This window comes from Mesorhizobium humile, from assembly GCF_033977215.1.
Taxonomy (GTDB): Bacteria; Pseudomonadota; Alphaproteobacteria; order Rhizobiales; family Rhizobiaceae; genus Mesorhizobium; species Mesorhizobium humile.
The window spans coordinates 1-25,812 of sequence record NZ_JAVIIV010000023.1; the positions used below are offsets into that span (position 1 = coordinate 1).

Sequence of the window (25,812 nt, forward strand, 5' to 3'; positions counted from 1 at the left end):
GGTGCAGAATTTCTGGACCGCCGCGGCGCTTCCAAGTCACGGCATGGATCCTCGGGTCTGCGCGCGTCGCTGCGCTCCTTGCTCCGCCCGTGGATGACGACCGCGATAGGCATCTCGGCCAATCGCCAAGGCATGCCAACGCACACATAGCCAACCGGTCAAAACTTCTGTGTTGAGGAACTAACCAGGCTCCAGCGTATCCTGGATAGAGCCTATCAGCGCGGTGATCGCCTGCTTGTACTTCTCAAATTCCGGGGAGGTCTGCCGGACCTCGGTCGTGGTTGTCGTCGGCTGGCTCTGGTCGGTCACCACGCGCGGCACTTTCTGTCCCATCTTCCGCTCAGCCCAGTCGACGACGTAGCTCGCGGTCTTGCCGGTCAGGAACGGATTGGCCTGGATGACGGCCGACCCAAGAACGGCGCTCAATTGCGACGAACCCGGCGCCGCCAGCACCTGGTGCGCCCCTTCCATGCCGAGGAAATGGCAAAGATAGAGGCGGCCGGCGGTGATCTGGTGGCCGCGGGCGCGCAGATAGGCTTCCCCCTCGCGCGCCAGGTTGCGCACCATTTCGCGCGACAGCGTCGCGTCGTAGCGAAGCGCCAAAAGGTCGGCGGTCGACAGCGAGCGGGCAAGGTCGGGCCGATACGTGTTCATCATCCGGATCCAGGTCTTGGAAATGAACTGGCCGGCGCCGGTTGCCGAGGAAAGCGGGTTCTTGGCGCGAGAGCTGCCGCCGCTTTCGACATGCACGATCCGCTCGGTCAGCGTCTCGACCGCGGCATCGCCGGAGCCACCGGAACTGACTGACACGGCGGTGGCGACCGTGGTGACCGTCCCCAGCGGGTCGATCGCCTCGCCATTCTGGTAGAGCTCGAAATGCAAATGCGGGCCGGTCGAAAGCCCCGTGGTGCCGATATAGCCGATGACGTCGCCGGCCTTCACCTTGGTGCCGACGCCGCTGGCGATGGCGAATTTCTGCATATGCGCGTAGCGCGTCTCGCGGCCATTGGCATGCGTGATCTTCACCAGATTGCCGTAGCTGCCGCCATCGCCCTGGAACGAGATTTCGCCGTCGAAGGCAGCCATGATCGGCGTGCCGACCGGCGCCGCCCAGTCGACGCCTTTGTGGATTCGAACCGTGCCGAGGATCGGATGCTTGCGCGGGCCGAAAGTCGAGGTCATCACCCCGGCGACCGGCGTGACCATGCCGTTGGTGACGGTCAGCGAGTGCACCTGGTCGTCGCCGGTCACGCAGGCATACTGGCCGTCGCTCTGCTGGAAGACGAAGCAGTCGAGGCTCTTGTCCGCGCCGTGGACGCCGACATAGAGCACCCGCCCGGAGATTTCGCCCTGGCCGCGCGGCGTTTGCGAGTAGATCAGCACCAAGCGCTGGTCCTCGCTGGCGAAGGCGTCGAGGTCCTGTCCTCGCGACAGATACATGATCGCCTCGCCGATGACGCTGGTCGGCACCTTGTTGCGCGCCGCCGTCGAATAGATCGCGTCGAGCAGCCGGTACTGACGCTTGGGCCCGCCCTGGTCCGAGGCGCCCGAATAGTTGAAGAGGTCCTCGCGGACCCAGGGGTCGACGCCCGACACGAAGGCGCCGGCCGCATTGCGCGTCAGCGTGCCGACATAGACGTTTCTCGCGTAGATGGAGACCTGCATCAGCGACATGGTCGTCGTCTCGCGGTTCGGCCGGAACCCACGCATGGCCACGACAAAGCCGGACTCCAGCCCGTCGCGGTTGAACAGTGCCTTCAGCGCTTCGCCTGCCAGCTTCGCGTCGTCGGCGGAGAAATGCGCGTCGAGCGCCACGCTGTCCAGGCTGCGGTCATTGAGGATCTTCACGAAAGTGTCCTCGGTCGCCTCGAAGCGCTGATATTCGCTGGCGACGGTCGCGACAGTCGTGTTGTTCTCGATTGCGGTTTTCTTGAAAGCCGGGAGTGCTGCTTCGCCCTGGTCGATGGTCTCGCCCCAGCCGGCCTCCGGGTCGTCGGCGTCGGCCTTGGGCGCTGAACCGGCGTCGCTCTCGTCCGGCGCTGCCTGGAGGTCGTTCTCCAGGTCGCCCTGTTGATCGTCGGGCGCTGCGGCCGGAGCCGGCGGGAGCGGTTGCTCACCTTCCGGCGCCGTTGCCGAAGGTTTCGGAGAGGCCTGCCGCTGCGCCTGGAAGAAGGCGAAATCCTCTTGCGTCGACGGGATCGTCGTCATGAACTTCTCGCTGGCGCTCAGCATCACGTCGGTGAGGATTTCGATCTGCGGCGAGGCCCCGGAACTGTCGAGCTCGGCCGGGCGCGCGACGGTCGTGCCCTTCGTCGCGGTGTCGGCATCGGGCGCCAGCGTGATCCACATCGGATCGCCGGCGAGATCGATGATCGCCGGCACATAGACCGAGGCGTCGGGCGGCACGTCTTCCATGCCCTCGACCGGATGCAGCTCTTCATCCTCGTCGCCGAACGACCAGTAGTCCCTGGTCAGATAGAAGCCGGTGGCTAAAGCGACGACGGCGAGCGTGGCAAGGCCGGCAAGGGCCCGGCGCCAGAGCTTGCGCCGGCGCTCGGCCTGGCGCGCCTGCTTCTTTGCCTTGAAGCTCGTGTCGATCGAGTGCGTCAAGGGCTGTTTCCGGTCAGGAAATAGGTCCAGCGCACTTGCTCGAGCGTGTCGACCTCGACGAAGCGCGCCGCGATATGGCCGCGCTGCCAGCACTCCTCGATGCCGCGGATCGAGAAGCGCCTCCGGTCGATGCACATCTCGGTCGACCCGTTGAGGATCGCATGGCCGAAGACATCCGTCGCGTAGAGATAGATGTAGCGGTTGGTCAGCTCCTCGCGGATGACGTTGACGCACTGGTTGGCGCCGATCGTCCACCAGCCGTCCGTCTGGTCGGCATTGTCGACCTTCTGTCCCACCGCGAGATTGACGACGTCGAGCGTCTGGTTGCAGACGGTGAATTCGGCACGCGCTCTGCCGGGCGAAAAGATCGAGAGCAGCGCCGCGCCGAGCAGCGTGGCAAGCGTCACGCGGCCCGGCAACAGCAATCGGAGCCGGCTACGCTGCTTGCGTGGCGAGGGCTGGTACAGAGAACGCGAGCGACGAAGATCCATCGGCGTTCATGCTATCCGCCAAGCCGGAAATACGTGGCCGTGGCGGAGAACTGCGATCCATTGGCCTCGATCTCCTCGAGGATTTTTGGCAAAAGCTCCGAGGCCGGCGTCGGCCTGGAGAACATGGCGGCCTGGATGTCCTTGGGCCCGGTGATCACCAGCATGATCTGCGGCACCGCCTTGCCGGCCGCCTTGTCCGCGGCGGCGAGGCCGATCGGGATGTTGAAGGTCACCTTGTCGGTTTGTGGCACCATGCGGTCGTCGAGGTTGAAGGCGACGCCCTTGTGGTCGATCAGCATGACGTTCGAGACGAGCCCCCCGCCCGTATACAGCGCGCCGCTGACCGGCGAGCCGTCCGGGATGGATGTCCGGTCCAGCACAAGCTGCGGCTTCGCGGCCGAGCTCCGGTCGAGGAAGCGCAGGAACGTGGGCACTCCGCACTGGGACAGGGTGATGAGGCGCACGCTGATATCCGGCTCGATATGGAACCGCGTCTGGAAATCGTTGAGCAATTGTTCGAAGGGCTGGACCGCGGTTCCGTATCCCTCGATCGTCGGGGCGCCACCGGGGCCCGATGTCACGTTCGCATAAAAACAATTGCCGCCGCTGAAATCGCGCACCCACGAGCGCTGGTCGTTCCACTTGGCCATATTGTCATCCGCTGACGGAAGCGCCGGCTTGGGCACATTGATGACTACGTCGGTGTTACCCGGCTGCTTGGTCGCCGGCGGTTGCGGTTGCTGCGCTGTCGGAGCCGTCTGCGTTTCCGGCGGGCTGGCTGTCGGGGTCTGTGCCTTCGGCTCGGGCGGCAGAGTGGTCGGCTGCGCTTGTGCCCGGTTTTCCGTAGCGGGGGGCGGGGAGGCGTTCGGCTTGGGCAGCTTGGAAAGCATGTCCACGAGGTCTTTCACGCTGGGCTTGGCCGCCGGCGGACTTGCCTCCTGCGCCGGCTTTTTCTCAGCCGCCTGGCTCGGTTCCGGCGTCTTGGCCGCCGGCTCGCTTGCAGGCTGCGTCGGCTTCGGGCTTTCCACCGCCTCCGGTGCGGGAGCCGGCGCAGGCGTCGGCGACTGTTGCGCCGGGGGTTGCACGGGTTTGATCTCGACCGGTGGGAGATGCGCCTGGCTGTTGGCCTCGCTCTGCGGCTGGGTGGCTGGCGAGGCCGGCTGCTTGACGGGCGTCTTGGCCTCCGCGTCGGGTTGGGCTGGTGGCTTCGCCGTGTCAGGTTTCGGCGGTTTCGGCTGAGGCGTGGCCGTTGGCTGGGGTTTCGGCGCCTCCGGTTGCTGTGCTTCCGCCACTGGTTTGGTGGCTTCCGCGACCGGCTTCGGCGTCAGCGGCTTCGATGTTTCCGTCACCGGCGACGGCGCCAGGACGCCGCTGAAATAGACGCCGCCTCCAGCCAGGACGGCGAGCGCCGCGACCCCTCCGGCGATGGCGGGCATCCGCGAAGCCTTTTTGGGCGCAGCCGGTGCGGGCGCGCTGGACGGAGCGGCAGCCGGCGCGGGCTTTGGCTCCGACAGGTATGCGGGGCGCACATGCTCGACGAAGCGCGGTTCGCCGGGAGGCGCCGGTGGCGGCGGTTTGGAGTCCGGCGTCGCTGTCCAGCCGGCGCGCGGCAGGCCGGAGCGGTCGCGCGCGCCGAACGGCACCGGCGGCGGCAATGTCGCCTCGAGGTCCTCGCCGCGCGTCGCCCTGGCGATCTCGGCCATGCTGGCCGGTCGGTCGCGCGGATCCGGCTGCAGCATGGCCGAGATCAGTTCATGGAAGTCGGGATCGATATCCGACAGGTCCGGCACGGTCCGGCGTTTCTCGATGACCTCATATTGCGAGCCGCTCATGTCGAGCGGCTTTCCGCGCAGCGCCGCGGCCAGCACCAGCCCGAGGCTATAGATATCGGATTGCTCGCTGACCTCGCCGCCATAGAGGCCGAGTTGTTCCGGCGAGACGTAGTTGTATTTGCCGGCAAATTTCCCGCCGATCAGCGTTTCGCCGCCGACGGTGGCCGACCGGGCGATGCCGAAATCGATGATCTTGGCCCGCTCGACCCGGCCGCCGGGCAGGATGATGTTGTCCGGCGAGAGGTCGCGGTGCACCGCGCCGGCCTGGTGCACGGCACTAAGCCCCGAGGCGAGGCGATGGCAAAGCCGGCGCACGTCCTCTCCCTGCATCGGCCCGCGCCGCATGACGTCGAACAGCGATTGGCCGTCCACGAACTCCATCGCAAGATAGGGGCGGCCGATTCCCGTATCGATGGTGAAGACGTGGTAGCGCACCACCGCATCATGCGACAGATGGTTGAGGATCGACGCTTCCTTGCGGAACAGCGACAGGATCGTCTGGTCGCGGGCGAATTCGGGCAGCACGATCTTGATCGCCACATGGTCGCCGGTCTGGATGTTGTGGCCGCGATAGACTTCGCCCATGCCGCCGGAGGCGATCCTCTCATCGAGCTCGTAGATGCCGCTGAGCTGCGTGCCGACCCCGGTATAGGTGACACCAGTCGATATGCGCGTCTTGTCGTCGTCGCTCATCTGGCCAGGGCCTCCGCTCCGGAGCGATCCGAATGCTGCGCGCCGCTATGCCCGCCGCCGATCTTCACGAGTACGATGGTTACATTGTCGGTTCCGCCGCGCTCAAGCACGGTATCCAGGAGGGTCTGGCATGCCGTCCGCGGCGTAGCGGACCTGACCGCGGCCTCGATCTCGGCGTCGCTGACATGCGCGGTCAGTCCGTCGGTGCCGAGGACGAAAACATCGCCCGCCATCAGCTCGCCTTGCTGAAAGTCGATCTCGAGCTCATCGTTGACGCCGACCGCATGCGTGATCACGTTGCGGCGCGGCCAGGTGCGCGCTTCCTCCGCGCTGATCATGCCGCGGTCGAGCAATTCCTGCACCTCGGTATGATCCTTCGAAACCTGGAAGATCGAGCCGTTGCGGACGAGATAGATGCGGCTGTCGCCGGCCCACAGGCAGGCGAACCGTCCATCCATGGCAAGCAGCGCCGCGAAAGTGGAGCCGATGGTGATGCCGCGCGAGCGCGATATGTCGCGGATCTCCGCATTGGCGCGGCTGAGCCGGTCCTCGAAGCGGGCGCGAAGATCCGGCGCCGAACTCGCAATGCCGATCGTCGCCAGGTGATCGACGATGCTGGCCGAGGCGACTTCGCCGGCCTCGTGCCCGCCCATCCCGTCGGCCACCACCCAGAGCCCGGTCTGCGGTTCAATGAGGTAGTTGTCCTCGTTGTGATCGCGCACGCAGCCCTGGTGGCTCACGCCGAAGCTTTCGATGGGGAGGGCGACAGTGCTCAATTTGCCACCAAGCGCTTCACGAGCGTCCTCTGTGACCAGCCACGGGCCGCGTGCCCAGGCCACTCTGCCATAAGCGTGTACATTAGAGTACCGAAATGAAGGCTCGATCCGGTCATCTCAGAACGCCTTCGGACAGCTGAAGCCGGACAAGGCCGGCAGCAGCAACGGATTGGCGCCCGAGCCGGTCTGGATCGTATAGGCGACATCGCGTCCGCCGATCACGAAGCGGGCTTCCGTGTTGGCGCCGTCGCCCGTGATGGTCGCCTTGTCGAACAGCCGCTTCAACGCCCACGGCCCTTCGAATTTGAGCGCGGACTCGCGTCCAGGCATTTCCGGCACGAGGCTGAGGCTCGCTGATCCGGAAGCGGCGCCGCTCGGCCATGTCACGATGCTCGGCGCGTTGCCGGCCTGCGCGCTCTGGACCGTCTGACCGTCGACGTCGAGCACGGCGCTGTCGACCTCGCTGTTCAGCGACGCCGGCGTGATAGTGATCGAGACCGAGGGCACCGAGCCGCCGGAGGGGAAAAAGGCGCTGCGGATCTCCGCCGCCGACTGGAACGCCTTCAAGGTCGATTTTGCAAGGTCCTTGCTGGAACGCGCATCCTGCTTCCAGGCCCATTCCTGGCCGGTCATGTCGATCAGCGGTGCAAGGTTCTGCGCGAAGAAGCGGTCCATCAGGCCGCCCGGCGCGAACAGCTTGGTGAAATCCGCCATCGAGATCTCGTCGGTGCCCTCGCGGGTGAAGGGATAGCGGCCATTGACGGCCGCCTCGCAGGCGCGCGTCACCGTCTGGTCGAGGGTCTGGTTGAGGTTGGCGACAGAGGTTTCCGCGACATTGCCTTCGAGCTCGTCCGCCGCCGCGTTGACCATGCGCGCCAGCGGCTTGGGCAGGCGCGAGACATTGGCGCGCAACGTCGAGATCTGCAGTTGCAGGTTGGCGTTGACGCGCTCGGTCTGCGTGGGGACATCGGCCGCGAGCTTCAGGCTCTGGAAGATGTCGTGGAAGTTCTGCGTCAGCGCATCGAGCGGCCGGCGACCGGCTGCCCCGCCGACCAGCGCCTGGAACGAGCGGAACTGCGCCTCGACGCTCGCGCCGGCATTCTGCGCGACGGCCGAGCTTGCGCCGGCGCGGCTCTGCGACTTGCCGCCGGCGATCTGCAGGCCGATGCGGGCGAGGCCTTTCGCCATGCTGGCCGGGTCCTGCTGCGCCGTGCCGGTATCGCCCTCGGCGGCGCTGTCCTTCGTCAACGCGGTTTCATCGGCGATTGCGGTGAAGAGCTGGTCGAGGGGCGAGTCCGGCGCGGCGAGGGCGGAGAGCGCCAGATATTGCGGCTTGTCCTTCAGCATCGCCTTGAGCTTCAGCTGGTCGAGCACGCCGTTCCAGGCGGCGGCGAATTCCTTGCCGTACCGGTCGATGAGCTCGGGACCGAGCTTGGGCAGGTCCTGGTCGATGCCGCCCTGCTCGCCGCCGCCGCCGAGCACCCATTGGTCGTCGACGAGCATCTGCGCGATGCGCGAGAGCTGCGGCAGGAAGAAGCGATTGAACCCGGCGCGCGTGTAAAGGCCTGGGACCTGAAGATCGGCAAGTTCGCTGCCGTCCGCGCGCTCGAACAACAGCTGCGCTTCCGGACCGGCTTTCGCGGCGACGGAGAAATCCTGCAGCCTTGCCGCGTAGACCGCCGATTTGATCTGCGCCCAGGCGCGGTCGGCGAGGCTCATGCGTCCGAGCGAGCGCTGCGCGGCCTCCACCAGCGGCTGGTTGAGCTCGAAGGTTGGATCATAGGCGTCGTCGAGGGCAAGCATGGCGCGCAGATGCCTTTCGAGCTGTGCGCGGCCCTCGCGGTTGTTCTCGCCGGGGTAGCGGTTCTCTTCCCAGTCCTGTTTCATCCAGGAGACGACCAGTTCGTCATCGACTTTCGGCGCCTTGCCGCCCAGCATCAGGTAGATCTTGAGCGGTTCGTAGAGCGCCACCGGGTCGGCCATCCTTGCCTGGATCGTCCGCTCCGCCTGCACCAGCAGCCGCGAGCGGAAGGTTCGCTCCAGCGCTTGCCGGTAGGCGGTCTTGGAGGCGGACAGCAGCCTCTCGCGCTGGCTGAGCCCGAAGGTCTCCTCGATCGGCCTTGCCTGGTCGCCGTTTTCGAACCCGGCCGGCAGGTTGCGCAACTGGTCGAGCGGACCGATGACGTTTTCGAGGTCGACGTCGGTCACCGTCGTGCCCTTGAGCAGCGTATCGGCGCTGTCGCGATAATGCGCCATGGCTTGCCTTGTGGAGGCGATCAGCTGCTTGTTGGCGAAGAAGCTGAGGCCCAATACGCCGAGCGCCGCCAACGCCGCCAGCGCGATCGCGGCCAGGCTACCGAACCTGGCGAGCCTGGCGCGCCGCTCGGCCGCCCGGTCGAACGACACCCAGCCCGATTCCGGGAAGATCACTTTGGCCAGCAGATCATGCAGGAAGAAGCTCTTGCCGGCGCCGGAAAGATGCGCTTGCGAGGCACTGCCGAAACTGCGGCCGATCGCGCCGAGCACCTGGTCGAAGGGCGTGCCTTCCTGGGTGCCCGATGAGAAATAGAGCCCGCGCAGGCTGACATTGACCTGGCTCCGCGAGGTATCGAACAGGCTGCCGACGAACTGCGCTATCCGGTTCTTCAGCGCACTGAACTGCGCCGGGAAGCCGAACAGCGCGATGCGCACTACGGGGTCGGTCTCTTCCTGCAGGCGGTCGGCGACCTCTTCGGCGAGCCGCTTCGCCAGCCCGTCGAATTCCGCCGGCGCCTCTCCGGCCATGTTTTTGGTGCGGTCGGCGGTCTGGAATGTCACGCCCCATACCTTGCGCCGGCGCGCTTCATCGAAATCGCCGAAAAAGTCCATGAAACCGGAGACGAGGTCGGCCTTGGTGAAGAGCAGATAGACCGGGAACTGGATCTTCAGTGTCTCGTGCAATTCGCGCAGGCGGCTTCTGATCTCGGTGACATGCGCGTCGAGCTGCCGGTCGTCGAAACCGACCAGATCTGCAAGGCTGACGGCCAGGATCACGCCATTGATCGGTTGCCTGGTGCGCTGTTTCTTGAGCAATCGCAGGAAGGCGAGCCAGCTTGCCTTGTCGCGCTCGCGATCCGATTCCTGCGTCGTGTAGCGGCCGGCCGTATCGATCAGCACCGCCTCGTCGGTGAACCACCAGTCGCAGGACCGCGTGCCGCCGACGCCGGCCACCGGCTGCGCGCTGCCGGAGCCTGCAAGCGGAAACTTCAGCCCGGAATTGACCAGCGCCGTCGTCTTGCCGGCGCCGGGCGGGCCGATGATGATGTACCAGGGAATGTCATAGAGGAAATTGCGCTTGCCGCTCGTCCGCTTCAGCGTCGCGATCGCTTCACCCATGCGCGCTTCGAGCACTTGTGAATCGTCGTTGCGCTCGTCGCTGCGCACGATGGCCGTTTCGAGCGCCTTTTGCGCCTTGCGCCGCTGCCAGAAGCGGACCCCGTAGAACAGCGCGAGCACCGCAACCGTGACGCCGATGATCGTGGCCCTGAGCCACACGGGCCCGAGCGGGTGCGTATCGGCGAAGCGGATCAGCGGCCCGGCATACCAGACCGCCGCCGAGAAACCGGCAAGCGCAGCCAAGCTGAAGATCCGCAGCATCCAGCGCATCAGTCGCCGTTCTCCGCCGCGCTGGTCTGCAAGGTCTCCTGTTTGGGGATCATCAGGTCGACGCGGCGGTTCTTGGCGCGGCCGTCCGCCGTCCCATTGTCGGCGATCGGCTCGTCCTCGCCCTTGCCGTCGGCACTCAGCCGTGATGGGTCTTTCAATTGCTCGGCCACCATCGCCTGGAGGGCTTTGGCGCGGGCGACGGAAAGGTCGAAATTCGATTTGAACTGGCTCGACTTCTTCGGCTTCACATTGTCGGTGTGGCCGACGATCCGGATCGACCCGGGTTCGGCATCGAGCGCCGTGGCGATATCGGCCGCGATTGGCTGGAACTGCGGCTTCAGTTCCGCCTGGCCGGACGCGAACAAGAGCTGGTTGTTGATCTCGACGACGATGAATTCGCCCTTCTCGCCGACGCTCAGTCCGCCGCCGGCGATTTCCTTGGCAAGTGCCGCGCGGATGCGATCGATCTGGGTCGTGTCTGGAACCGCGGGCTGCGGCGGGCTGGGTTGCACCGGTTCGGCGGGCGCCGCCACGCTGGCGCGCTCGATGGTGACGGGCGTCGACGGGTTGAGCGCCAGCAATTCGCCGGCGGTCGCGTCACCTTCGTCGGTGATCAGCACCCGCAGTCCGAAGAAGGCCGCTGTCACCAGCGTCGCCGCGGCGGCCGCGACCGCCCAGAGCGGCAGCCGCGCCCTTGGCTTCGGCAACGCCGCCGCCATGCCTTGCCAACTGGGCGAGATGTCATCATTGGCGCGTGGCTTGAAGTAGCGCAGCGTGTCGTAGACGTCGCGCCGGACGCGCTCGAGCGTGTTTCGTTCGCCCGTCAGCCCCCGATACTGGCCCTCGAAGCCCAGCGACAGGCAGGCATGCATCAGTTCGAGCAGGTCGTAATGCGCTTCCGGCTTGGCGAGGATCGTGTTCAGCGCTCCGTAGAAGCCGGCGCCTGTTGGTTGGCTGTGGAAGAACCGGGCCACCAGGCTGTGCTGAAGCCAGCTGTCCTTGCTTGGCCAGGGCAGGTTGCCGACGAGGTCGTCGGCGGTTTCGCAAAGGGCGAATTTGGCGATCCGCGCGTCTTCCTCGCCAATGCCGGCTTTTGCGATTGCGCGGTCGAAGGTCTCGATCGTCTCGGCTATATGCTCCGCCAAGGGTGCGGCTTGCCGTTCAACCGGTATCAGCCGCAATTGGCCGAAGAGCATCAGCAGCGGTGCCGCAGCGGCGAGGATCGGATTTGCCGCAGGGTAGTTGACGCCGCCGGCGGCGTTGAGAAGGGCATCCTGCTGCAACCCCGGCGCCGCATTTGCGGCCGCTCCCGGAGTTGGCGCCTGAAAGAGCACGGTTCCAGACGACCAGCCGGTGGGGATCTGCCGGCCATCGCCGGGGTCGAAAACTGTCGCTTCGCGGGCAGGCGATGGGGCAGGCCGCGCGGCTTCCGGACTTGATCTCTCGGGAGCCGCAAGCGGCTTCTGCTTCGGCCGCGGTGCACGGATGACGGTTTTGTCCGCCGGCTTGGAGGGATCGTCCTTCGAGCTCATCGGCGACGACCCACCGTCGCAACGCGACAGGCATGCCTTCGACCGCGGGAACGCATCTCAGCCAGGGCTTCGGCGGCGGGCCGCATGGAAAGGCACATCTCGCCGAAACATGACATTGCTGCAAACGCCCCAAGCCACGCCGCTTTGCCCGCCAGGCAAGCTTCCTTGCGCATTCTAGTCGCCCGGATACCCAATTGAAACGGGGCCGCCGATTGAAATCGGAGAGCAAGATGCTCGAAGAAGCGGGTTCTTCTATGAGACCCGTCACATACGGCCGGCGCGGACCGTGCCCGTGCGGCTATTTCTGCTTGCCGGCCTTGGCGTAGGCTTCGGCGAAATAGGCGAGGAAGACATCCAGCATGCCGTTTTCGTGCTTGTCCTCCATCGCCCGCCAGGTCGCGACAAGCGCATCCCAGGCCTGGCTTTTCCTGGACGAGAAGGACGCGGGCGGGATTTTCTTGGCGATCGCCTCCGGCGACAGGTCGTCGAGCAGCCGGGAGAGCGCGGCCTGCATGGCGGCGTAGGTTGCGATTTCGTGTGCCTTCAGGTCGCGGAACGCATCCTCGACACTGTGCTTTGCATCGAGATAGCCCGCCCTGCGCTTGGCGAACATGATCTCCAGAATGTCGTCGGTACCCGGCACGAATTTCAACGGGTTGTTGTCCTCGGCGCCGATCATCGTGCGGTTCGCGGTTTTGGCGAGCACCTTCGCCGCCGCGCGCGCCTTGAGCAGCAGCGACAGTTGCTCGACCGTGGTCCTCAGCACCGCGCCGATCTCTGCTGCGATGTCGTGCGGGTCGCGCGATTGCAGCAATTCAGGCGCGATGCCCGCCGCCCTGGCGATCTCCCGCAACAGCGCGTCCGCTTCGGCCGGCCGATTGGCCGGGGCCGCCGGGCCGGGCTGCAGCGCCGAGGATGTCGAGACGGGCGCCGCCCCAATCAGGCGCTGCTCCGCCGGATTGAAGAATGGCTCATGGCCGGGATCCATCGGGCGGCCGGTCGAGGGCGGCAGCTCGCGTTGTGTCGACCCGGTCCTGGTCTGCGCATGGCCTGTCGCGGCCCGTTCGTCTTCGATCGAAACGCCGACGACATAGCGGCCGATCAGCAGCCGGTCGCCCTGGGCCAGCCGATGCGGCCCGGCCATGCGCTGGTTCGAACCGTTGACGAAAGTGCCGTTGCGCGAGAGGTCGTAGAGCCAGAACGAACCCGCCTGGTAGCGGACCTCGCAGTGTCGGCCCGAGATGAACTTGTCCGGGTCGGACAGCGTCCAGTCGCAATTCTCGCGGCCGATCTCGAAACTGCGGTCGCGGGCGGCATAGCTGGCGGCGGTGCCGGCCGGCAACTTGTCGACATTGCTGATCTGCAGAGAGATGAACATCCGGAAGCGTCGCCGAACTTGGTCAACAAATGCTTATCTTACGTGCGATTCCGGGTGGAAAGCCGCCAGGCGCCTTCTCGGAATTGCTTCGGTATTCTAGCAGCTTGCAAGCGGAGCGGGAGAGGAACGTTTCACACCGGTGCCCGGGTGCGGTTTAGCCGCCGCTGTTATTTGGCCTCCTCCAAACATGTGCTAGGCTGACCCCTTACGGTGCGGTGAATTCGAACGCTCCCGAACGTGATGCAGTTAATAGAACGGGGGTTTCAAACCATCACACTGGCGGCCGCGTCGAGGAGGGGCACGACCCATGCCGAACGAACGTGCTACGGTTGTACAGACGCCGGCTGGCGCCGACCTGACCTTCACCCATCTCATCGGCCGCGATGAGATCAGCCGCTGTTTCGCCTATACCGTCGGCTTCGTCTCGAAGAACCGCGACGTCGATCCGCTGAAGATGCTGGGCGGCGTCGTTTCGGTCGAGGGCGAATCCGATCCGAAGCGCTGGTTCAGCGGCCTCGTGTCGGATTTCAAGCTGACCCGCATCGAGGACCGGCTGGCCTTCTACGAGGCGACCGTCAGGCCCTGGCTCTGGTTCCTCGGCAACACCACCGACTGCCGCATCTTCCAGAACATGACGGCGGTGGAGATCGTCGAGAAGATATTCTCGAAATATGGCATCGCCAAATTCGAGAAGCGGCTGCAGGGGTCCTATCCCTCGCGCGAATATTGCGTTCAGTATGACGAGAGCGATCTCGATTTCGTGCAGCGGCTGCTCGAGCACGAAGGCATCTTCTATTTCTTCGAGCATGACGAGGGCAAGCACACGCTCATCCTCTGCGATGCGATGAGCAAGCTGAAGCCGGCGCCCGGTTACGAGAAGGTGCTCTACAATTTCGAGGGCCAGGCCTCGCGGCGCGACGTCGAATACATCACCGAATGGATTCCCGGCAGCGCGGTGCGCCCGGGCGCCTATGCCCATACGGACTATGATTTCGAGAAGCCCGGCGCCGATCTGATGGCGAAGTCCTCGCAACCCTTCGGCCACAAGGAGGCCTCGGGCGAGAACTATCGCCAGCCTGGCGCGCATCTCGACGTCGGGCGGGGCGACAAGATCGCCGGGATCCGCCGCGAGGAACTCCAGGCCGTGCACCAGCACAGCACGGCGGTGGGCACGGTTCGCGGTCTTTTCTCCGGCTGCAAGTTCACGCTGGAGAGTTTTCCGCGCGACGACCAGAACCAGGACTATCTGGTGGTCAGCGCCGAATACCGGCTGTTCGACCCGGGCTACCGGACCCAGAACGAGGCCCATAACGAGAATTTCAAGGTGGTGCTCGGCGTGGCGCCGACCAAATTGCCTTACCGGCCGCCGCGCATCACGCCGCGCCCGATCATGCGCGGTCCGCAGACCGCGACCGTCGTCGGCCCTTCGGGCGAGGAAATCTTCACCGACAAATATGCGCGGGTGAAGGTGCAGTTCCACTGGGACCGGCTCGGCAAGAAAGATCAGAACTCATCCTGCTTCGTGCGCGTCTCGCAGACCTGGGCCGGCAGCAACTGGGGCTTCATCCAGATCCCGCGCATCGGCCAGGAGGTCATCGTCGACTTCATCGAAGGCGACCCTGACCTGCCGATCATCACCGGCCGTGTCTACAACGCGTCTCAGATGCCGCCTTACGGCCTGCCGGGCAACGCCACGCAATCGGGCTGGAAGTCGAATTCTTCGAAAGGCGGTGGCGGCTACAACGAGCTGATGTTCGAGGACAAGGCGGGCTCCGAGCTGGTCAATTTCCAGGCCCAGAAGGACCACCATTTGCTGATCAAGCACGACCGCAACAAGACGGTCCAGCACGACCAGTCAGACCGCATCGACCACGACGCCAAGCACTCCGTCGGCCACAACCTCGACGAGGACGTCGGCAACAACAAGACGGTCAAGATCGGCGTCGACCAGACGACGAATATCGGCTCGAACGACACCGAGACGGTGGGCGCGAACCGGTCGCTGACGGTTATGGCCAACGAGACGATACACGTCGTCGCCAATTCGACGGAGAACATCGACGCCAATCATTCGCAGACCGTGGGGCTCAATCAGACGGTCACGGTGGGCGTGGCGCGCGTCGATACGGTGGGGGCCGCCGAAACCAGAACCGTGGGCGCGGCGCAGATTAACACCATCGGCGCGACCCGCGCTGTCAGTGTCGGCATCAGCCAAAGCCATGATATCGGGGCTGACGACAGCTGGAATGTCGGAGCCGGGCAGACCGTCAATATCGGCGCGGATCAAAGCGTCACCATTGGGAGCGCTCAATCGTTCAACGTCGGTGCTGCGCGCAGCGCAAGCATCGGCGCGGATGACTCGACGAATGTCGGAGGCGCCCATTCGCTGAGTGTCGCAAAGGACAGTTCGATCGGCATTAGCCAAAACAGCGCGATCAATGTCGGCAAGAAGCTGGTGATCAATGCAGGCGACGAGATCCTTATCCAGACCGGGTCGGCCAAGATCATGATGAAGAAGGACGGCTCGATCGCGATCGAGGGCAAGGATATCTCGGTCAAGGGATCGGGCAAGATCGTTATCAAGGCATCGGGCGACATCACCATGAAGGGCTCGAAGATTGCGGAGAATTAGGAGGGCGCATGGCAAAGCTGCGTAATCGCATCGACGGTGTCGTCATTGGCCAGTTTCTTGGCTTTGACGACGACAAGCCGCTGGTCGTTTTTCCCGGCAATCCCCGGGAAACAGCGTTGCCGGCACGCAGCTTGGCCGCCTTGAGTTCCGACATGATCGGACAGGAGGTCGCGCTGCTGTTCGAAGACGGCAATCCGCAAAAGCCGCTGATCGTCGGCCGTATCGTAGAGCCCGCCAAAAAGCCAACAGGAGCTCAGGTCTTTCGCGATGGCGAGCGCGTGCGGATCCATGCCGAGGAGCGGCTTGAACTGCGTTGTGGCAAGGCTACGATTCTGATGGAGGCGGACGGCCGCATCACTATCCGCGGCACCTATGTCGCCAGCCATGCGACCGCGACCAACCGCATGCGCGGCGGGTCGATCAGCCTGAATTGACGATCAGATGGCGGGCGCGGTGAAATTGAACCGGCCGCCTATCGCGGCGCAAGAGCAGATCGTCCCCGACATCGTACGCCAGCACGTCGAGCAGGCCGCATTCCTCTGGGCGCAGCGCGACATGCTGGCGGCGCAGAAGCCGCCGGACGAGAAAGCTATCGCGGGTATCGACCGGCGATTGGAGGCCAATCTGGACGGTGTGCGCGTTGCCGGAGCTGCCGCCTGGCCATTCATCATCGCCGCCTATGATGACTTTCCCGAGAGGGGCGAACTGTTCCTCTATGGCTGGACGGCAATAGAACAGACGGATGGGCGACGTATTCTCGAAGCCGTGGAACTGGGCCGCACGCGGGACGACGAAGTGCATGGGCTGGTCGGCGCGCTTGGATGGCATGACGCTAAGGCGATCGGACCGCTGGTGCGCAACTGGATCGCTTCCGAGGATGGGTTCAAGCGTTATCTCGCGGTTGCCGCATGCCTGGAGCACGGCGTGGATCCCAAGGACCTCCTCGTCCGCCTTGTCCGCGATCCTGATATGCGCGTGCGCGCAACAAGCCTGCGCCTTGCCGGCAAGGTGAGGCGCGCCGACCTGGTGCGCGAGATCGCTGCCGCCCTGGAATCGCAACACGAGGCGGTGCGCCTTTCCAGCGCCCTGGCGCTGAACGAACTCGGTCACGCCGCTCTGGCAAAGCCCGAACTGCACAAGCAGGTCCTGGCGAACGGACCCGACGCGCTGATTGCCTTGCGCACCATTGTGAAGATCGGGCCGGACAAGGATGTCCGGGCCTGGATGGGCGGGTTGCTGAAGTCGCCCGACACCGCGTCGCTTGCCGTGCGCGGGGCCGGCATGCTGGGTGACCGCACGATCCTGAACTGGCTTATTCACCAGATGCGCGATCCGGCGCTCGCCGTGGCGGCGGGCGGCGCGTTGCTCGAGCTTTTTCCGGAGGCGCGCAACGCGGATCTCTTCACGCTCGACCCAGCGGAAATCGGCCAGGCATTCGAAGCCCATTTCGGAGATTTCGGTCCGAATTTGCCCGTGGCCGACAAGGTGGAGGCCTGGGGAAGGGCGGCTGCCCTGCTTGGCTGACTGAACCGGGCACGGTCACGAGGTTTATGCGGACGTCCAGGCCTTCGGCGCGGCAAATCGATGGATCCAGTCCACCGTGCAGGCCCTCTCGGCGAACGGTCCTTCGAATTCGGTGATGTCCGTCAGCAATACTGGATCGAGGAGAGACCCGGCCGCGAAATAGGAGGCCAGTTCAGGCTCCCGGCGGTGTCGGTCGCCCAGGATGGGTTTCTCCCCGAGCTGAAGCAGTGCGCCGGACCCGCAGGGCTTGAGCACCGCGCCGGGTATCGTCTTCAACGACTGTCGCTGGGGCGCGAGTTTTGGATCGGCCAGGAACTTGGCGCCGATGAAGGTGAGCCAGGAAATTGCCTTCATGCCATTGTGCATGAACGGCAAGGCCGCGTTCAAATCCTCGACATCGACAGCCCAGTAGCGTTTCGCCCACGGGAAAATCTGGGCGAAAGCGGCTGTCTTGAAGTAGGGATCGTACAGGTGACAAAATCCGGCATGGCCGGACAGATATTGGATGTGTTTTCCCAATTCGTTGGCTAGGCTTGCCACCAGAGCCGGTGCCGTGTCCCAGGGAAAGAGAAACCGGTAGAAGGCGTGCTCCGGCTCGTTGGCCTGATGCGCGAGGCGGTATATGCAGGCGCTCCAGCCTTGCGAGAGCTTGCCGTCCCAGATGCGAAATTCCGTGCGCCATCCTCGGATGGTCCGATGACGGATACGGTGCAGGAACGGAAATGTTGCGTCATCCGAAAGCGGAGCATTGATATAGTCGCCGGCCGGCAGCCTGTTGAAGCCGATATCCGGTGAAGCCTTAACCTTCGTCCAGACGTCTGCCGGCGCGTATTTTCGGTAGATATCGAGAACCGCTTCCCATTCAGGTACCGATAGGCGTTCTGCATAGATAGTGAGGTCGAGCCCGATCTCCAGCAGGGGAGAGTCGAGATCTCCGGGGGAGGGCAGTGTCAGGAGTGCGGGAGAAGTCATCTGGAATCCCTGGTTACTCTTTAGGGTCCGGACCGGCGTCCGCCCCCATCTCGTCCTTGATCCACGCGCGCACCTCGTCGTAATTGCTCTTGAGATATGCAGCCATATCCTTATGTCGGGCCAATTCTCCTTCTTCGTAGGTGTATTCCACGACGTCCATTTCGCCGTCGGCCCGGCGGGCGTCGATGTCGAGGTAAACGACAAAGGTGGTATCCGCGCCGCCGACGATCAGCAGATTATCCGGATTGTAGGGGTCTTCTCCCTCGCGCATCATTTTCTTGAAGCTTTTGACGCGGTCACGAATTTCCTCCTCACGGCGCTGCGCCAGGGACAAGAGGTCGGCTTCGTCCTCCAGGGCTACCCAGCCATCGTGCAGCAGCAGCATCTCGCGATAGCTTGGAGGCAACGCGTAACCAAGGCTGCGTTCGAAGGCCTGTAGCTGTTGCTCAGAGGCAGGCGGCCCGAGGACCTGGTCGGCGGACTGACCGAACGCCACCTGGTAGAACTCTTCCCGGGCCTGATATAGTTTCGAGACCAGAGCCTGTAGCCGTGCACGGATATCCTTGGCCATCGTTCCCATCCATCTATTTGCAGCAATCGAGCGTGACGCCCGTGTGTGCCTTGACCTTTTTCCCGTTCGCGTAGGTAAAATCGGTGGTCTTGAAGGCCCTCATCTTCGAACCAATCCATTCGTTCGGTTTGGACGGCATCATCCTAAGGTTCGCGAAGTCCTTGGTCGCACCGCCCACCTGGATTTCCTTCATGTGATCAGGGCTCATCCCCGGCAGGTTGGGTTTGGCTCCCTGATCCTTCCATCTGTCATGCGCGCATTTGTGGACGAAGTTGTCTTTGATGTCATCGGGCTTGGCGGTGCCTTTGGGGGGGAGCTGGTCGGTCAGCGCCTTGCGGTAGGCGTTGGCCCCCGCGTTGCCGAGCTTGCGCAAGCTTTTTCGCCCGCCCGACCGCGGCGCGTGCGAGGCCTGACGCCGAAAATCGCCTTGCTTGTTCATCGCCAGACATTTGGCGCACATGCACTTTATGTCGCATTCACGCTTCTCTTTGTTCCGTTCCTCTTTGTAGTCGGAGCATTTGATAATCAGCGGATTGCTGCCGGCCTTACACACGTCGGGGATAATGCCCGCCATGCAGATCGTGTTGCCGTGGTTCATCTTCAGCTTGTCGCTGAACCGGCACACGTTCGCCCCATCCATCTTCACATCGAAGGAATACGTGATCCATGTCGCCTCCTTCATAAAGGTGCTCGACACGACACCGCCCGCGGTTCCAGCCTCATCGCCCGAGCAGCGGCTGAGTTCAGAGCCCTTGATGGCGCAGGAGTTCCCGTCCGCCGTGACGGTCGTGGTGCCATTGGCCAAGTCGCTGGCGTTCGAAATGATGACGGGATACGGGATGGGCACAGGTCCGCCGGGGCTGGGTGTCTTGCACACGTCGGGAGCCGTGCTCATCGCGAAGTCGGAGCTGCCCTTGTGAACGATTCCGTTCATCGTGCCGTTGATCTTGACGGTTACCGACATCAGTGCGTCCGCGCCTCCGTGCGGTCGTGGACGAGGAACCCGCAGCGTTCGCCCGACTCCGAACTCGTGAATGCCGCCAGGACAGGTCCCTCGGCATAACGTTTCCTGGTAGCCGCCTCGGCCAGCATGAGCAGTAGTGGACCGGAAGCCGCGCCCACGTCGCCCCAGCAATCTGCGGGCGCCGTAAAGGCGTCGGGCGCGCGGAACAGCTCGGCCGCGCGGATGCTCGCAAAGCCAAACTCGTCAGCACGGTAAGGCTCGCCGTTCATGTCGCAATACAGATGGTCTACCTTAATTGCGGGCGGGTCGCCGGCCAGGTTTCGAAACATCGCCAGCAGGCCTTCGCCGGTGCACACGGTATCGGTCTTGATCAGGTTGGTTTCGCGAGCGATGGCAACCGACATGAGCTCTAGCGCCGCTGAGAGTTGATACCTTTGCGCCGCGGCTGTGGTCGTCAGCAAAACAAACCCGGCGGCCTCACCGGGGATGAAACCATAGGGATTGTTCTCCGCCCCGGCCGAGTGAACCTGATCGCTTTCTTCCAGCCATTCCAACGTTTCCGGCTCCAGATAGGAATCGACGCCACCTGCCAGCGCGAACTCGCAGGCGCCCGACCGCACCGCCTGCCACGCCCTTTCGATCGCCATCGTTCCGGCAGCGTGCCCGGATTCGATGACGATGGTTTTTTCGATGCGGCACAGAGGAGCCAGTTCCTCGCGCAGCCGGTCAACGACGATGGTCGCAACGTCGCTTGCGCGGCCCGGCCGGGCAGACGGCAAGCCGACGAACAGGGAGACCGGCAGTTCGCCGGACCAAGGCGCTGATGAAGGTCCGACGGCCTCTACTGCGGCGGGCGCCGCCAGTTCCGCTAACCGGGCCGCTCCCCTCACATCTATGTCGAGGTATGGCGCCAGGGCCACGATCATGCTCTTGCCGGCAGTGTCCACCACGAAAGGATGTTCGCCGAAACCGGCGATACCGGCACGCACCGCGGCCGCTGTCGCCGCCGCTGTCATGCCAACGGCCGTTCGGGCTCCTGATCCGATAAGCGCCACTCTCATCGCCCTTAACCACCTTCTTCATCAGGATCGCGCCAAGCCTCATCGATCCCGGACGGGACCGAGCGTGGGTGTGCGTTCGTCACCGACAACAGGCTCACGCGCGTCCGGTCCAGCCGCTGCACATCGGCATGCGCCGGCAACGACGTTCGCCAGACCAGCACCACCCGCGGCACGTCAGGCTCGATTACGACGGTGTGCAGGGTCCCCCGGTGCGTAATGCGTGGTTTGCCCTTGATGTCCGTCTCAAACCGGAAGGCGAGGCGAGGTAAAAGAAATGCCATGCGCCCGGTCGGCGTCAGGTTCAGCAATTCCACAGGCTCTCCCCCCCGGAAGAAATGTTTCGGCCGCTGGTCCTCGGGAGAGCAAAGAAAGAAGCGGTCATCCAAGTCGAACGGATAGAGCGGGAACCGATTTTTCTGCCAGGCTTCATCATAGGTCCCGGCATGTTGGACACGCTGGCGCCAATGCGCGGGGATCGGTCCGAAACCGGCCGCCTTGCTGCCGCCGTTAGAGCCCAAGGTTTCGATATTCGGAGCGATCTTGCCGGGCACGGGCACCAGTCCGGTCCCGACTGGGTTGTATTGGTCGAAGTGGGGCCGCGCCGGATCCTTGACCGGATCGGGCTCGCGCCCGCCATACGCGCGCTCGTAGACCAGCGGCATGCGCATGAAAGGCTGCGGCGATCCGACACTGACACCGGAGACTGAGTGCTGGTAGACGCGATCCCCGGTGACTCGGAGAGATTTTTGCAGGTCACCTATTCTCAAACTCACGTCCACGGACGTCGCCGGTTTGCCCTCAGCGGCGTAGGCATGGCCGCGCAGCAGCACGTCGGTCGTCGGTTTCGTCAGGTAGAAATCGGAATCGTACACCAGACTGCCGGCGCCCGGCCCGCTGCCGAATTTGGGGGCCACGACCGGGGGCTCTTGTTCATCGGCGACAGCCGTTGTCCCATCCGGATTGATGCGAAGGCTGCATCTTACGGCGACCATCCAGACCTCGCCTCCGTCCCGACCTCGGGTCCAGATCCCGCTTGCCATAAACGGCGTATCGTTCTCGACCTGCCACATCAGCTGGTCTCCCAGCTTGCGGCAAAAATCCGCTCGAGCGTCGGCTGCGGTGCCTGCGGATCAATGTCGAAAATATCCGTATGCCCCGTCCACGCCGCCAGCCCGTCGATGACATCGCCCTCGCCATCGACAAGCGGAACCGGCAGCACGCCCAGCGCTGCGTCGAGTTGGTCGGGCGTCAACTCTCCGCGTTGCGCGGCAAGCGCCGCATTCTCGACCCCTTCGAACCACGCGTCCGCATAGGCCAGCTTGAGGGGCGCCTCCGGGAGCCTTGCGACGACGCTCAATGGAAATTGCCGACCGACCCTGTCGGCGCTTTGCAGCACGATGCCCGCCGAGCCGCCGAAGGCACCAGGGCCACTGAGGAAGCGCAGCGCCGTGCTTGTCGGCCACGCTTCGAGCCCGAACAGCGGCACGATGTGCTGCGCCAGCCAGCGGTCCCACACGCGCACGAAATCGCCCGGCAGCCGGCGCGTCACGAAATCGCCGGCGGCCGGCATCTTGCCGTAGAAGCCGGGCAGGATCAGATCTGCGGCGGACATGTGAACTTCTTGAACATTTCAAGCGTATAGGGGTTCTCGACGCTGGCCGCCTTGAGCTCGAAATCGGCCCACATCCCCTTGGTGCCGAGCCGCAGGCTGTAGACGTCGGTGAGCTTGGTCGCGTTGAAGCGGCCGCCGCGCAGCATTCTCAGCCACGCCCAGCTGCCGGTCTCGTTGAGCATCACTTCGGGCGAGCCGTCGACCGGCTGGAAGGCCAGCGAGATCACGCCGGTGCCGTCCTTGCCCGGCCATGTCATCGGCTGCGGCCTGGTCGCGTTGTTGTAGTATTCCATGGTCTGGCCATCGAGGTTGAGCGTCATGCGAGCCACGTTGGGCGACAGGTCCTTTGGCTCCAGGGTGAAATTCATCACCGGACCGGTGCCGCCGGGGAAGAGATCGTCGCGGATATGGCGCGCCTGCTCGAAGGCCGCGAGCGCTGCAGGATCGAGGCCGAAATCGGCGCGCCATTTCCATGGCTCGCTGGCGGTGTCGACATAGTTGATCAAATGGTCGTTGGTGAAGGCGTCGATCAGGCCGGTCGGCCCGAACAGGCGCTGGAAATCGCGCACGTTGACGTCGACCGCGCTGTCCGGGCTGAACGGATAGCGGTTGTTGAGCGCAGCCTGGCAGAACGGCAGGATATCGGCGCGCCAGATGGCGTTGAGCTCATTGGTGACGGCTTTTTGCGACAGGCCGCTCGTGTCGCCGGCAATGCCGCCCAGCCAGTCGTTGATCGGCGAAGGCAGGATCTGCGCTTGTCTCGCGACCGCGCCAGTCAGTTCGGCAAGCCCGCCCTGCTTCTTGATGGCGTCCTGCGGATTGGGGTTGGCGGTGACCGTCTGCAGCACGTTGGACAGCGCCGTCAGCGCCACGACGGCGGCGTCGAGCGCCGGCGGCTGGCCGTCGACCTGGGCGATCGTGCCCTTGAGCGGCTTGAAATGCTCGGCCACCAGGCTGCCGGTCATGTCGACCTGATCGGCCGAGCCCGCGCGTGGCAGGAGCTTTGCGCCGGTCTTTACCACCTTGCCGAGTTTACCGAGCTTGCTGAGCAGCTTCGAGCCGGTGTTGGCGGCGTTCTTGTCGTTCGCCGCCGCATCGTCGGAGCGGGTCAGATCGGTCTCCTGCACGACCGCGGTCAGCAGGCGCTTCAATGCGGAGTCGGCGCTGGAGAGATCCTTGAGATTCTCGCTGGCGACATTGAGATCGGTCAGCGGCGCCAGCCGCATGTCGCGCAGGAAGCTATCCCACTGCGCGATATAGTCGTCATAGTAGAGCTTCAGGATGTCTTCCGACAGCGCCGAGACAGACGTCTCCGAATTCTCCGAGCAGCCGCCGGCAAACACGGCGCGATCGAGCGCCGCCTGTCCCGCGACATCCTCGACCCGGTCGAGGATCGCATCGTGGAAGCCGGCATAGGTATAGGGGCCCGGAACGCCGACGCGCAGCGTCTTGTCGGAACGGCGCGCGAACACCTTCGCGCCGTTCGGTCCGGCGAAATTGGCCGGCACCCATTCCTTGACCGCCGCCACTTCCGGGTCGGCCAGAAGCTGCTTGTAGGCCCGCTCCGGCAGCGAGATGGTGCACACCGTCTTCAGCGCCTCGGCGACCAGTTCCTTGTCAGGCGCGATGTAGCTGTCGTCGACAGCCATGCGGCGGATCGCGGCAAGTTGGTGCTCTTCGGCATCCGGGGTCGGAAAGGGCGCGGCCGGCGCGAATTGCGGCAGGCTGTTCACCCACCAGTTCTGGACGAAATCGGTGTCCATCTGCGACAGGCCGGTCATCATCCGGTAGGTCTTCAGCGCGCCGAGCATGAAATCCGGATCGCGGATCTGCCGCCACATCGTGGCCTCCAGCAGCGCGACCATATGCGGCTCCAGGACGTTGCGCAGCGCGTGGTCGTAGGTGTCTGTCTGCGCGCGCACCAGCTCTGCCGAGGCGGTCGGGCCGAGCAGATTATGGATCGCGTCCGGCGGCGCGGTGCGGGCCGTCGCCACCGCGTCCATCGCCGCCAGCGCCCCGTCCATGGTCGGCTGCTCGACCGCGGCCGGCATCGCCGCGACATCCGTTAGCGGTTGCTGCAGCGCCTCGAACTGGCCGGCCTGTTCGGTGATCGCATTGCGGTTGTCGAGATAGGACCAGGTGAACAGTCCGCCGGCGAGCAGGGCGGCGAGCGCGCAGGTGGCGGCGGCCCCGCGCCAGATCCATGCGCGGCGCCTTTGCGCCAGCGGATCGAATGTGCCGAGGCCGGCTTCCTTGAAGATCACTTCGGTGAGCAGGTTCCTGAGGAAGAAGCTGCGCTTCTCGACGCGCGCCGCCGGCATGGCGCGGCGCGGCGGCAATCCGAAGGACGAGGAAAGGGCGGCGGTCAGCCGGTCGATCGGCGCGCCTTCCTGCGTCGCCGAGGTCAGATAGAGGCCGCGCAGCCAGGCGGCCTCCTCGTAGCGGCTTTCGCCGAACATCGCCTCGACCAGCACCTGGATCGGCTCGGAGAGGCTTGCCAGTTGCGCCGGGAAACGGAAGATATCGGCGCGCTGGCCGAGTTTGTCCTCGTCTTCGAGCCGCGGCACCAGCCGCCGCTCAAGCTCGGCGGCCAGCCTGGCAAGCTCGGTCTGGATCGTGCCGGCGTTGACGCGGGCATCGAGCGGGAACGTGGTTCCCCACACCTGCTCGCGCGCCGCCGTCGACAAGCCGCCGAAGAAGGCCTCGAAGCCTTTGATCAGGTCGGCCTTGGTCAGCATCAGGTAGACGGGCAGGCGGATCTCGAGCCGATCGTTCAACTCCGCCAGCCGGCGGCGGATTTTTCTGCCATGCGCCTTGATCGCCTCGTCGCCCTCCGAGAGCGTGTCGATCGACAGCGCGACGATGACGCCGTTGAGCGCGCGTCGGCCCCGGTGCTTCTTCAAAAGATCGAGGAAGCCCAACCACTCCGCCGCGTCGACATCCGGCTGGCTTTCCTGCTGAACGTAGCGGCCGGCGGTGTCGATCAGCACCGCGTTCTCGGAAAAGAACCAATCGCAATTGCGCGTGCCGCCGACGCCCTGCAGATCGTCGGTGAGGTCGATCGGGAAATTGAGCCCTGACTGGCGCAGCGCCGTGGTCTTGCCGGTCGCCGGCGGCCCGACGATCACATACCAGGGCATTTCGCGCAGGAATTTGCGGCCGCCGAGCTTGCGGCGCTTGAGCTCGGCCATCACCTCGCCGAACTTCGCTCCGACCGCCGCGACGCTCTCCTCGCCGGGCGTGAGCTGCTTCTCGGCGACGGGCGCCGCAATCTCGGCGACGAACATGCGGTTGGCGCGGATCGCGCGGCGCTGCGCGACGATCAGCCAGATCAGCCAAAGGATGATCAGCCCGGCGATGATGGCGATGCGCACATTGTCGGATTCGAACGGCGCGTAGGGACCGACCTGCACGATCGGGCCGAACACCCAGATCAGCAGCGAAAGCAGCGCGATGCCGATCAGCGTCCACAGGAAACGCGAGGTGATGACGGCCCAGAGGAAGCGCAGGATGAACATC

Annotated in this window: 17 protein-coding genes; 3 read left to right on the forward strand and 14 right to left on the reverse strand. The window is 64.6% G+C overall.

Annotation, left to right across the window (positions count from 1 at the left end):
- Positions 1-180: 180 nt before the first annotated feature.
- The 7 genes from RFM52_RS26880 to tagH form a co-directional block, all read right to left on the reverse strand.
- On the reverse strand, positions 181-2,610 hold the full coding sequence (locus RFM52_RS26880) for a M23 family metallopeptidase (protein WP_320298712.1): 2,430 nt from the start codon (positions 2,608-2,610) through the stop codon (positions 181-183).
- Complete coding sequence (locus RFM52_RS26885) at positions 2,607-3,101, reverse strand: DUF1036 domain-containing protein (protein WP_320298713.1); 495 nt, start codon at positions 3,099-3,101, stop codon at positions 2,607-2,609. The genes RFM52_RS26880 and RFM52_RS26885 overlap by 4 nt, the downstream gene beginning before the upstream one ends.
- A gap of 11 nt (positions 3,102-3,112) precedes the next feature.
- Entirely contained in the window at positions 3,113-5,626 is a 2,514-nt protein-coding gene (locus tag RFM52_RS26890) for a serine/threonine-protein kinase (RefSeq protein ID WP_320298714.1), read from the reverse strand.
- On the reverse strand, positions 5,623-6,402 hold the full coding sequence (locus tag RFM52_RS26895; RefSeq protein WP_320298715.1) for a PP2C family protein-serine/threonine phosphatase: 780 nt from the start codon (positions 6,400-6,402) through the stop codon (positions 5,623-5,625). Before RFM52_RS26895 ends, RFM52_RS26890 begins: the two co-directional genes overlap by 4 nt.
- A gap of 117 nt (positions 6,403-6,519) precedes the next feature.
- A complete protein-coding gene (gene tssM, locus RFM52_RS26900) occupies positions 6,520-10,047 on the reverse strand; it encodes a type VI secretion system membrane subunit TssM (RefSeq protein WP_320298716.1) in 3,528 nt (1,175 codons plus the stop codon).
- The gene (gene tssL / locus RFM52_RS26905; RefSeq protein WP_320298717.1) at positions 10,047-11,579 is read right to left on the reverse strand and encodes a type VI secretion system protein TssL, long form; all 1,533 of its coding nucleotides are present in this window, start codon (positions 11,577-11,579) and stop codon (positions 10,047-10,049) included. The genes tssM (RFM52_RS26900) and tssL overlap by 1 nt, the downstream gene beginning before the upstream one ends.
- 298 nt (positions 11,580-11,877) lie before the next feature.
- The gene (gene tagH / locus RFM52_RS26910) at positions 11,878-12,957 is read right to left on the reverse strand and encodes a type VI secretion system-associated FHA domain protein TagH (protein ID WP_320298718.1); all 1,080 of its coding nucleotides are present in this window, start codon (positions 12,955-12,957) and stop codon (positions 11,878-11,880) included.
- A gap of 307 nt (positions 12,958-13,264) precedes the next feature.
- On the opposite strand from tagH, the gene RFM52_RS26915 reads away from it, so the two are divergent.
- From RFM52_RS26915 to RFM52_RS26925, 3 genes are read left to right on the forward strand one after another with little or no spacing between them, the layout of a single operon-like run.
- On the forward strand, positions 13,265-15,589 hold the full coding sequence (locus RFM52_RS26915; RefSeq protein WP_320298719.1) for a type VI secretion system Vgr family protein: 2,325 nt from the start codon (positions 13,265-13,267) through the stop codon (positions 15,587-15,589).
- 8 nt (positions 15,590-15,597) lie between these two features.
- Positions 15,598-16,023, forward strand: coding sequence for a DUF6484 domain-containing protein (locus RFM52_RS26920; protein WP_320298720.1), 426 nt, complete (start codon positions 15,598-15,600; stop codon positions 16,021-16,023).
- A gap of 7 nt (positions 16,024-16,030) precedes the next feature.
- Positions 16,031-17,113 (forward strand): HEAT repeat domain-containing protein, encoded by a 1,083-nt coding sequence (locus RFM52_RS26925; RefSeq protein WP_320298721.1) that lies wholly within the window; start codon positions 16,031-16,033, stop codon positions 17,111-17,113.
- A 24-nt stretch (positions 17,114-17,137) separates the two neighbouring features.
- Here RFM52_RS26925 and RFM52_RS26930 read toward each other — a convergent pair whose 3' ends face one another.
- From RFM52_RS26930 to tssM (RFM52_RS26960), 7 genes are read right to left on the reverse strand one after another with little or no spacing between them, the layout of a single operon-like run.
- Entirely contained in the window at positions 17,138-18,085 is a 948-nt protein-coding gene (locus RFM52_RS26930; protein WP_320298722.1) for a type VI immunity family protein, read from the reverse strand.
- 13 nt (positions 18,086-18,098) lie between these two features.
- A complete protein-coding gene (locus RFM52_RS26935) occupies positions 18,099-18,656 on the reverse strand; it encodes an SMI1/KNR4 family protein (RefSeq protein ID WP_320298723.1) in 558 nt (185 codons plus the stop codon).
- Between the two features lie 13 nt (positions 18,657-18,669).
- Positions 18,670-19,620: a DUF4150 domain-containing protein gene (locus RFM52_RS26940; RefSeq protein ID WP_320298724.1), complete on the reverse strand. Its 951-nt coding sequence runs from the start codon at positions 19,618-19,620 to the stop codon at positions 18,670-18,672.
- On the reverse strand, positions 19,620-20,636 hold the full coding sequence (locus RFM52_RS26945) for a beta-ketoacyl synthase N-terminal-like domain-containing protein (RefSeq protein WP_320298725.1): 1,017 nt from the start codon (positions 20,634-20,636) through the stop codon (positions 19,620-19,622). Before RFM52_RS26945 ends, RFM52_RS26940 begins: the two co-directional genes overlap by 1 nt.
- A 50-nt stretch (positions 20,637-20,686) precedes the next feature.
- Positions 20,687-21,751 (reverse strand): DUF2169 family type VI secretion system accessory protein, encoded by a 1,065-nt coding sequence (locus RFM52_RS26950; RefSeq protein ID WP_320298726.1) that lies wholly within the window; start codon positions 21,749-21,751, stop codon positions 20,687-20,689.
- Entirely contained in the window at positions 21,751-22,293 is a 543-nt protein-coding gene (gene tagF / locus RFM52_RS26955) for a type VI secretion system-associated protein TagF (protein ID WP_320298727.1), read from the reverse strand. Before tagF ends, RFM52_RS26950 begins: the two co-directional genes overlap by 1 nt.
- Entirely contained in the window at positions 22,275-25,811 is a 3,537-nt protein-coding gene (tssM, locus tag RFM52_RS26960) for a type VI secretion system membrane subunit TssM (protein WP_320298728.1), read from the reverse strand. Before tssM (RFM52_RS26960) ends, tagF begins: the two co-directional genes overlap by 19 nt.
- Between the last annotated feature and the right edge of the window lies 1 nt (position 25,812).

What these genes read in the sequence shown, in the direction of transcription:
- RFM52_RS26885 (WP_320298713.1), bottom strand. Translation starts at nt 3,101, where the DNA reads ATGGATCTTCGTCGCTCGCGTTCTCTGTACCAGCCCTCGCCACGCAAG.
- RFM52_RS26890 (WP_320298714.1), bottom strand. Translation starts at nt 5,626, where the DNA reads ATGAGCGACGACGACAAGACGCGCATATCGACTGGTGTCACCTATACC.
- tssM (WP_320298716.1), bottom strand. Translation starts at nt 10,047, where the DNA reads ATGCGCTGGATGCTGCGGATCTTCAGCTTGGCTGCGCTTGCCGGTTTC.
- tssL (WP_320298717.1), bottom strand. Translation starts at nt 11,579, where the DNA reads ATGAGCTCGAAGGACGATCCCTCCAAGCCGGCGGACAAAACCGTCATC.
- tagH (WP_320298718.1), bottom strand. Translation starts at nt 12,957, where the DNA reads ATGTTCATCTCTCTGCAGATCAGCAATGTCGACAAGTTGCCGGCCGGC.
- RFM52_RS26915 (WP_320298719.1), top strand. Translation starts at nt 13,265, where the DNA reads ATGCCGAACGAACGTGCTACGGTTGTACAGACGCCGGCTGGCGCCGAC.
- RFM52_RS26920 (WP_320298720.1), top strand. Translation starts at nt 15,598, where the DNA reads ATGGCAAAGCTGCGTAATCGCATCGACGGTGTCGTCATTGGCCAGTTT.
- RFM52_RS26925 (WP_320298721.1), top strand. Translation starts at nt 16,031, where the DNA reads ATGGCGGGCGCGGTGAAATTGAACCGGCCGCCTATCGCGGCGCAAGAG.
- RFM52_RS26930 (WP_320298722.1), bottom strand. Translation starts at nt 18,085, where the DNA reads ATGACTTCTCCCGCACTCCTGACACTGCCCTCCCCCGGAGATCTCGAC.
- RFM52_RS26935 (WP_320298723.1), bottom strand. Translation starts at nt 18,656, where the DNA reads ATGGCCAAGGATATCCGTGCACGGCTACAGGCTCTGGTCTCGAAACTA.
- RFM52_RS26940 (WP_320298724.1), bottom strand. Translation starts at nt 19,620, where the DNA reads ATGTCGGTAACCGTCAAGATCAACGGCACGATGAACGGAATCGTTCAC.
- RFM52_RS26945 (WP_320298725.1), bottom strand. Translation starts at nt 20,636, where the DNA reads ATGACAGCGGCGGCGACAGCGGCCGCGGTGCGTGCCGGTATCGCCGGT.
- RFM52_RS26950 (WP_320298726.1), bottom strand. Translation starts at nt 21,751, where the DNA reads ATGTGGCAGGTCGAGAACGATACGCCGTTTATGGCAAGCGGGATCTGG.
- tagF (WP_320298727.1), bottom strand. Translation starts at nt 22,293, where the DNA reads ATGTCCGCCGCAGATCTGATCCTGCCCGGCTTCTACGGCAAGATGCCG.
- tssM (WP_320298728.1), bottom strand. Translation starts at nt 25,811, where the DNA reads ATGTTCATCCTGCGCTTCCTCTGGGCCGTCATCACCTCGCGTTTCCTG.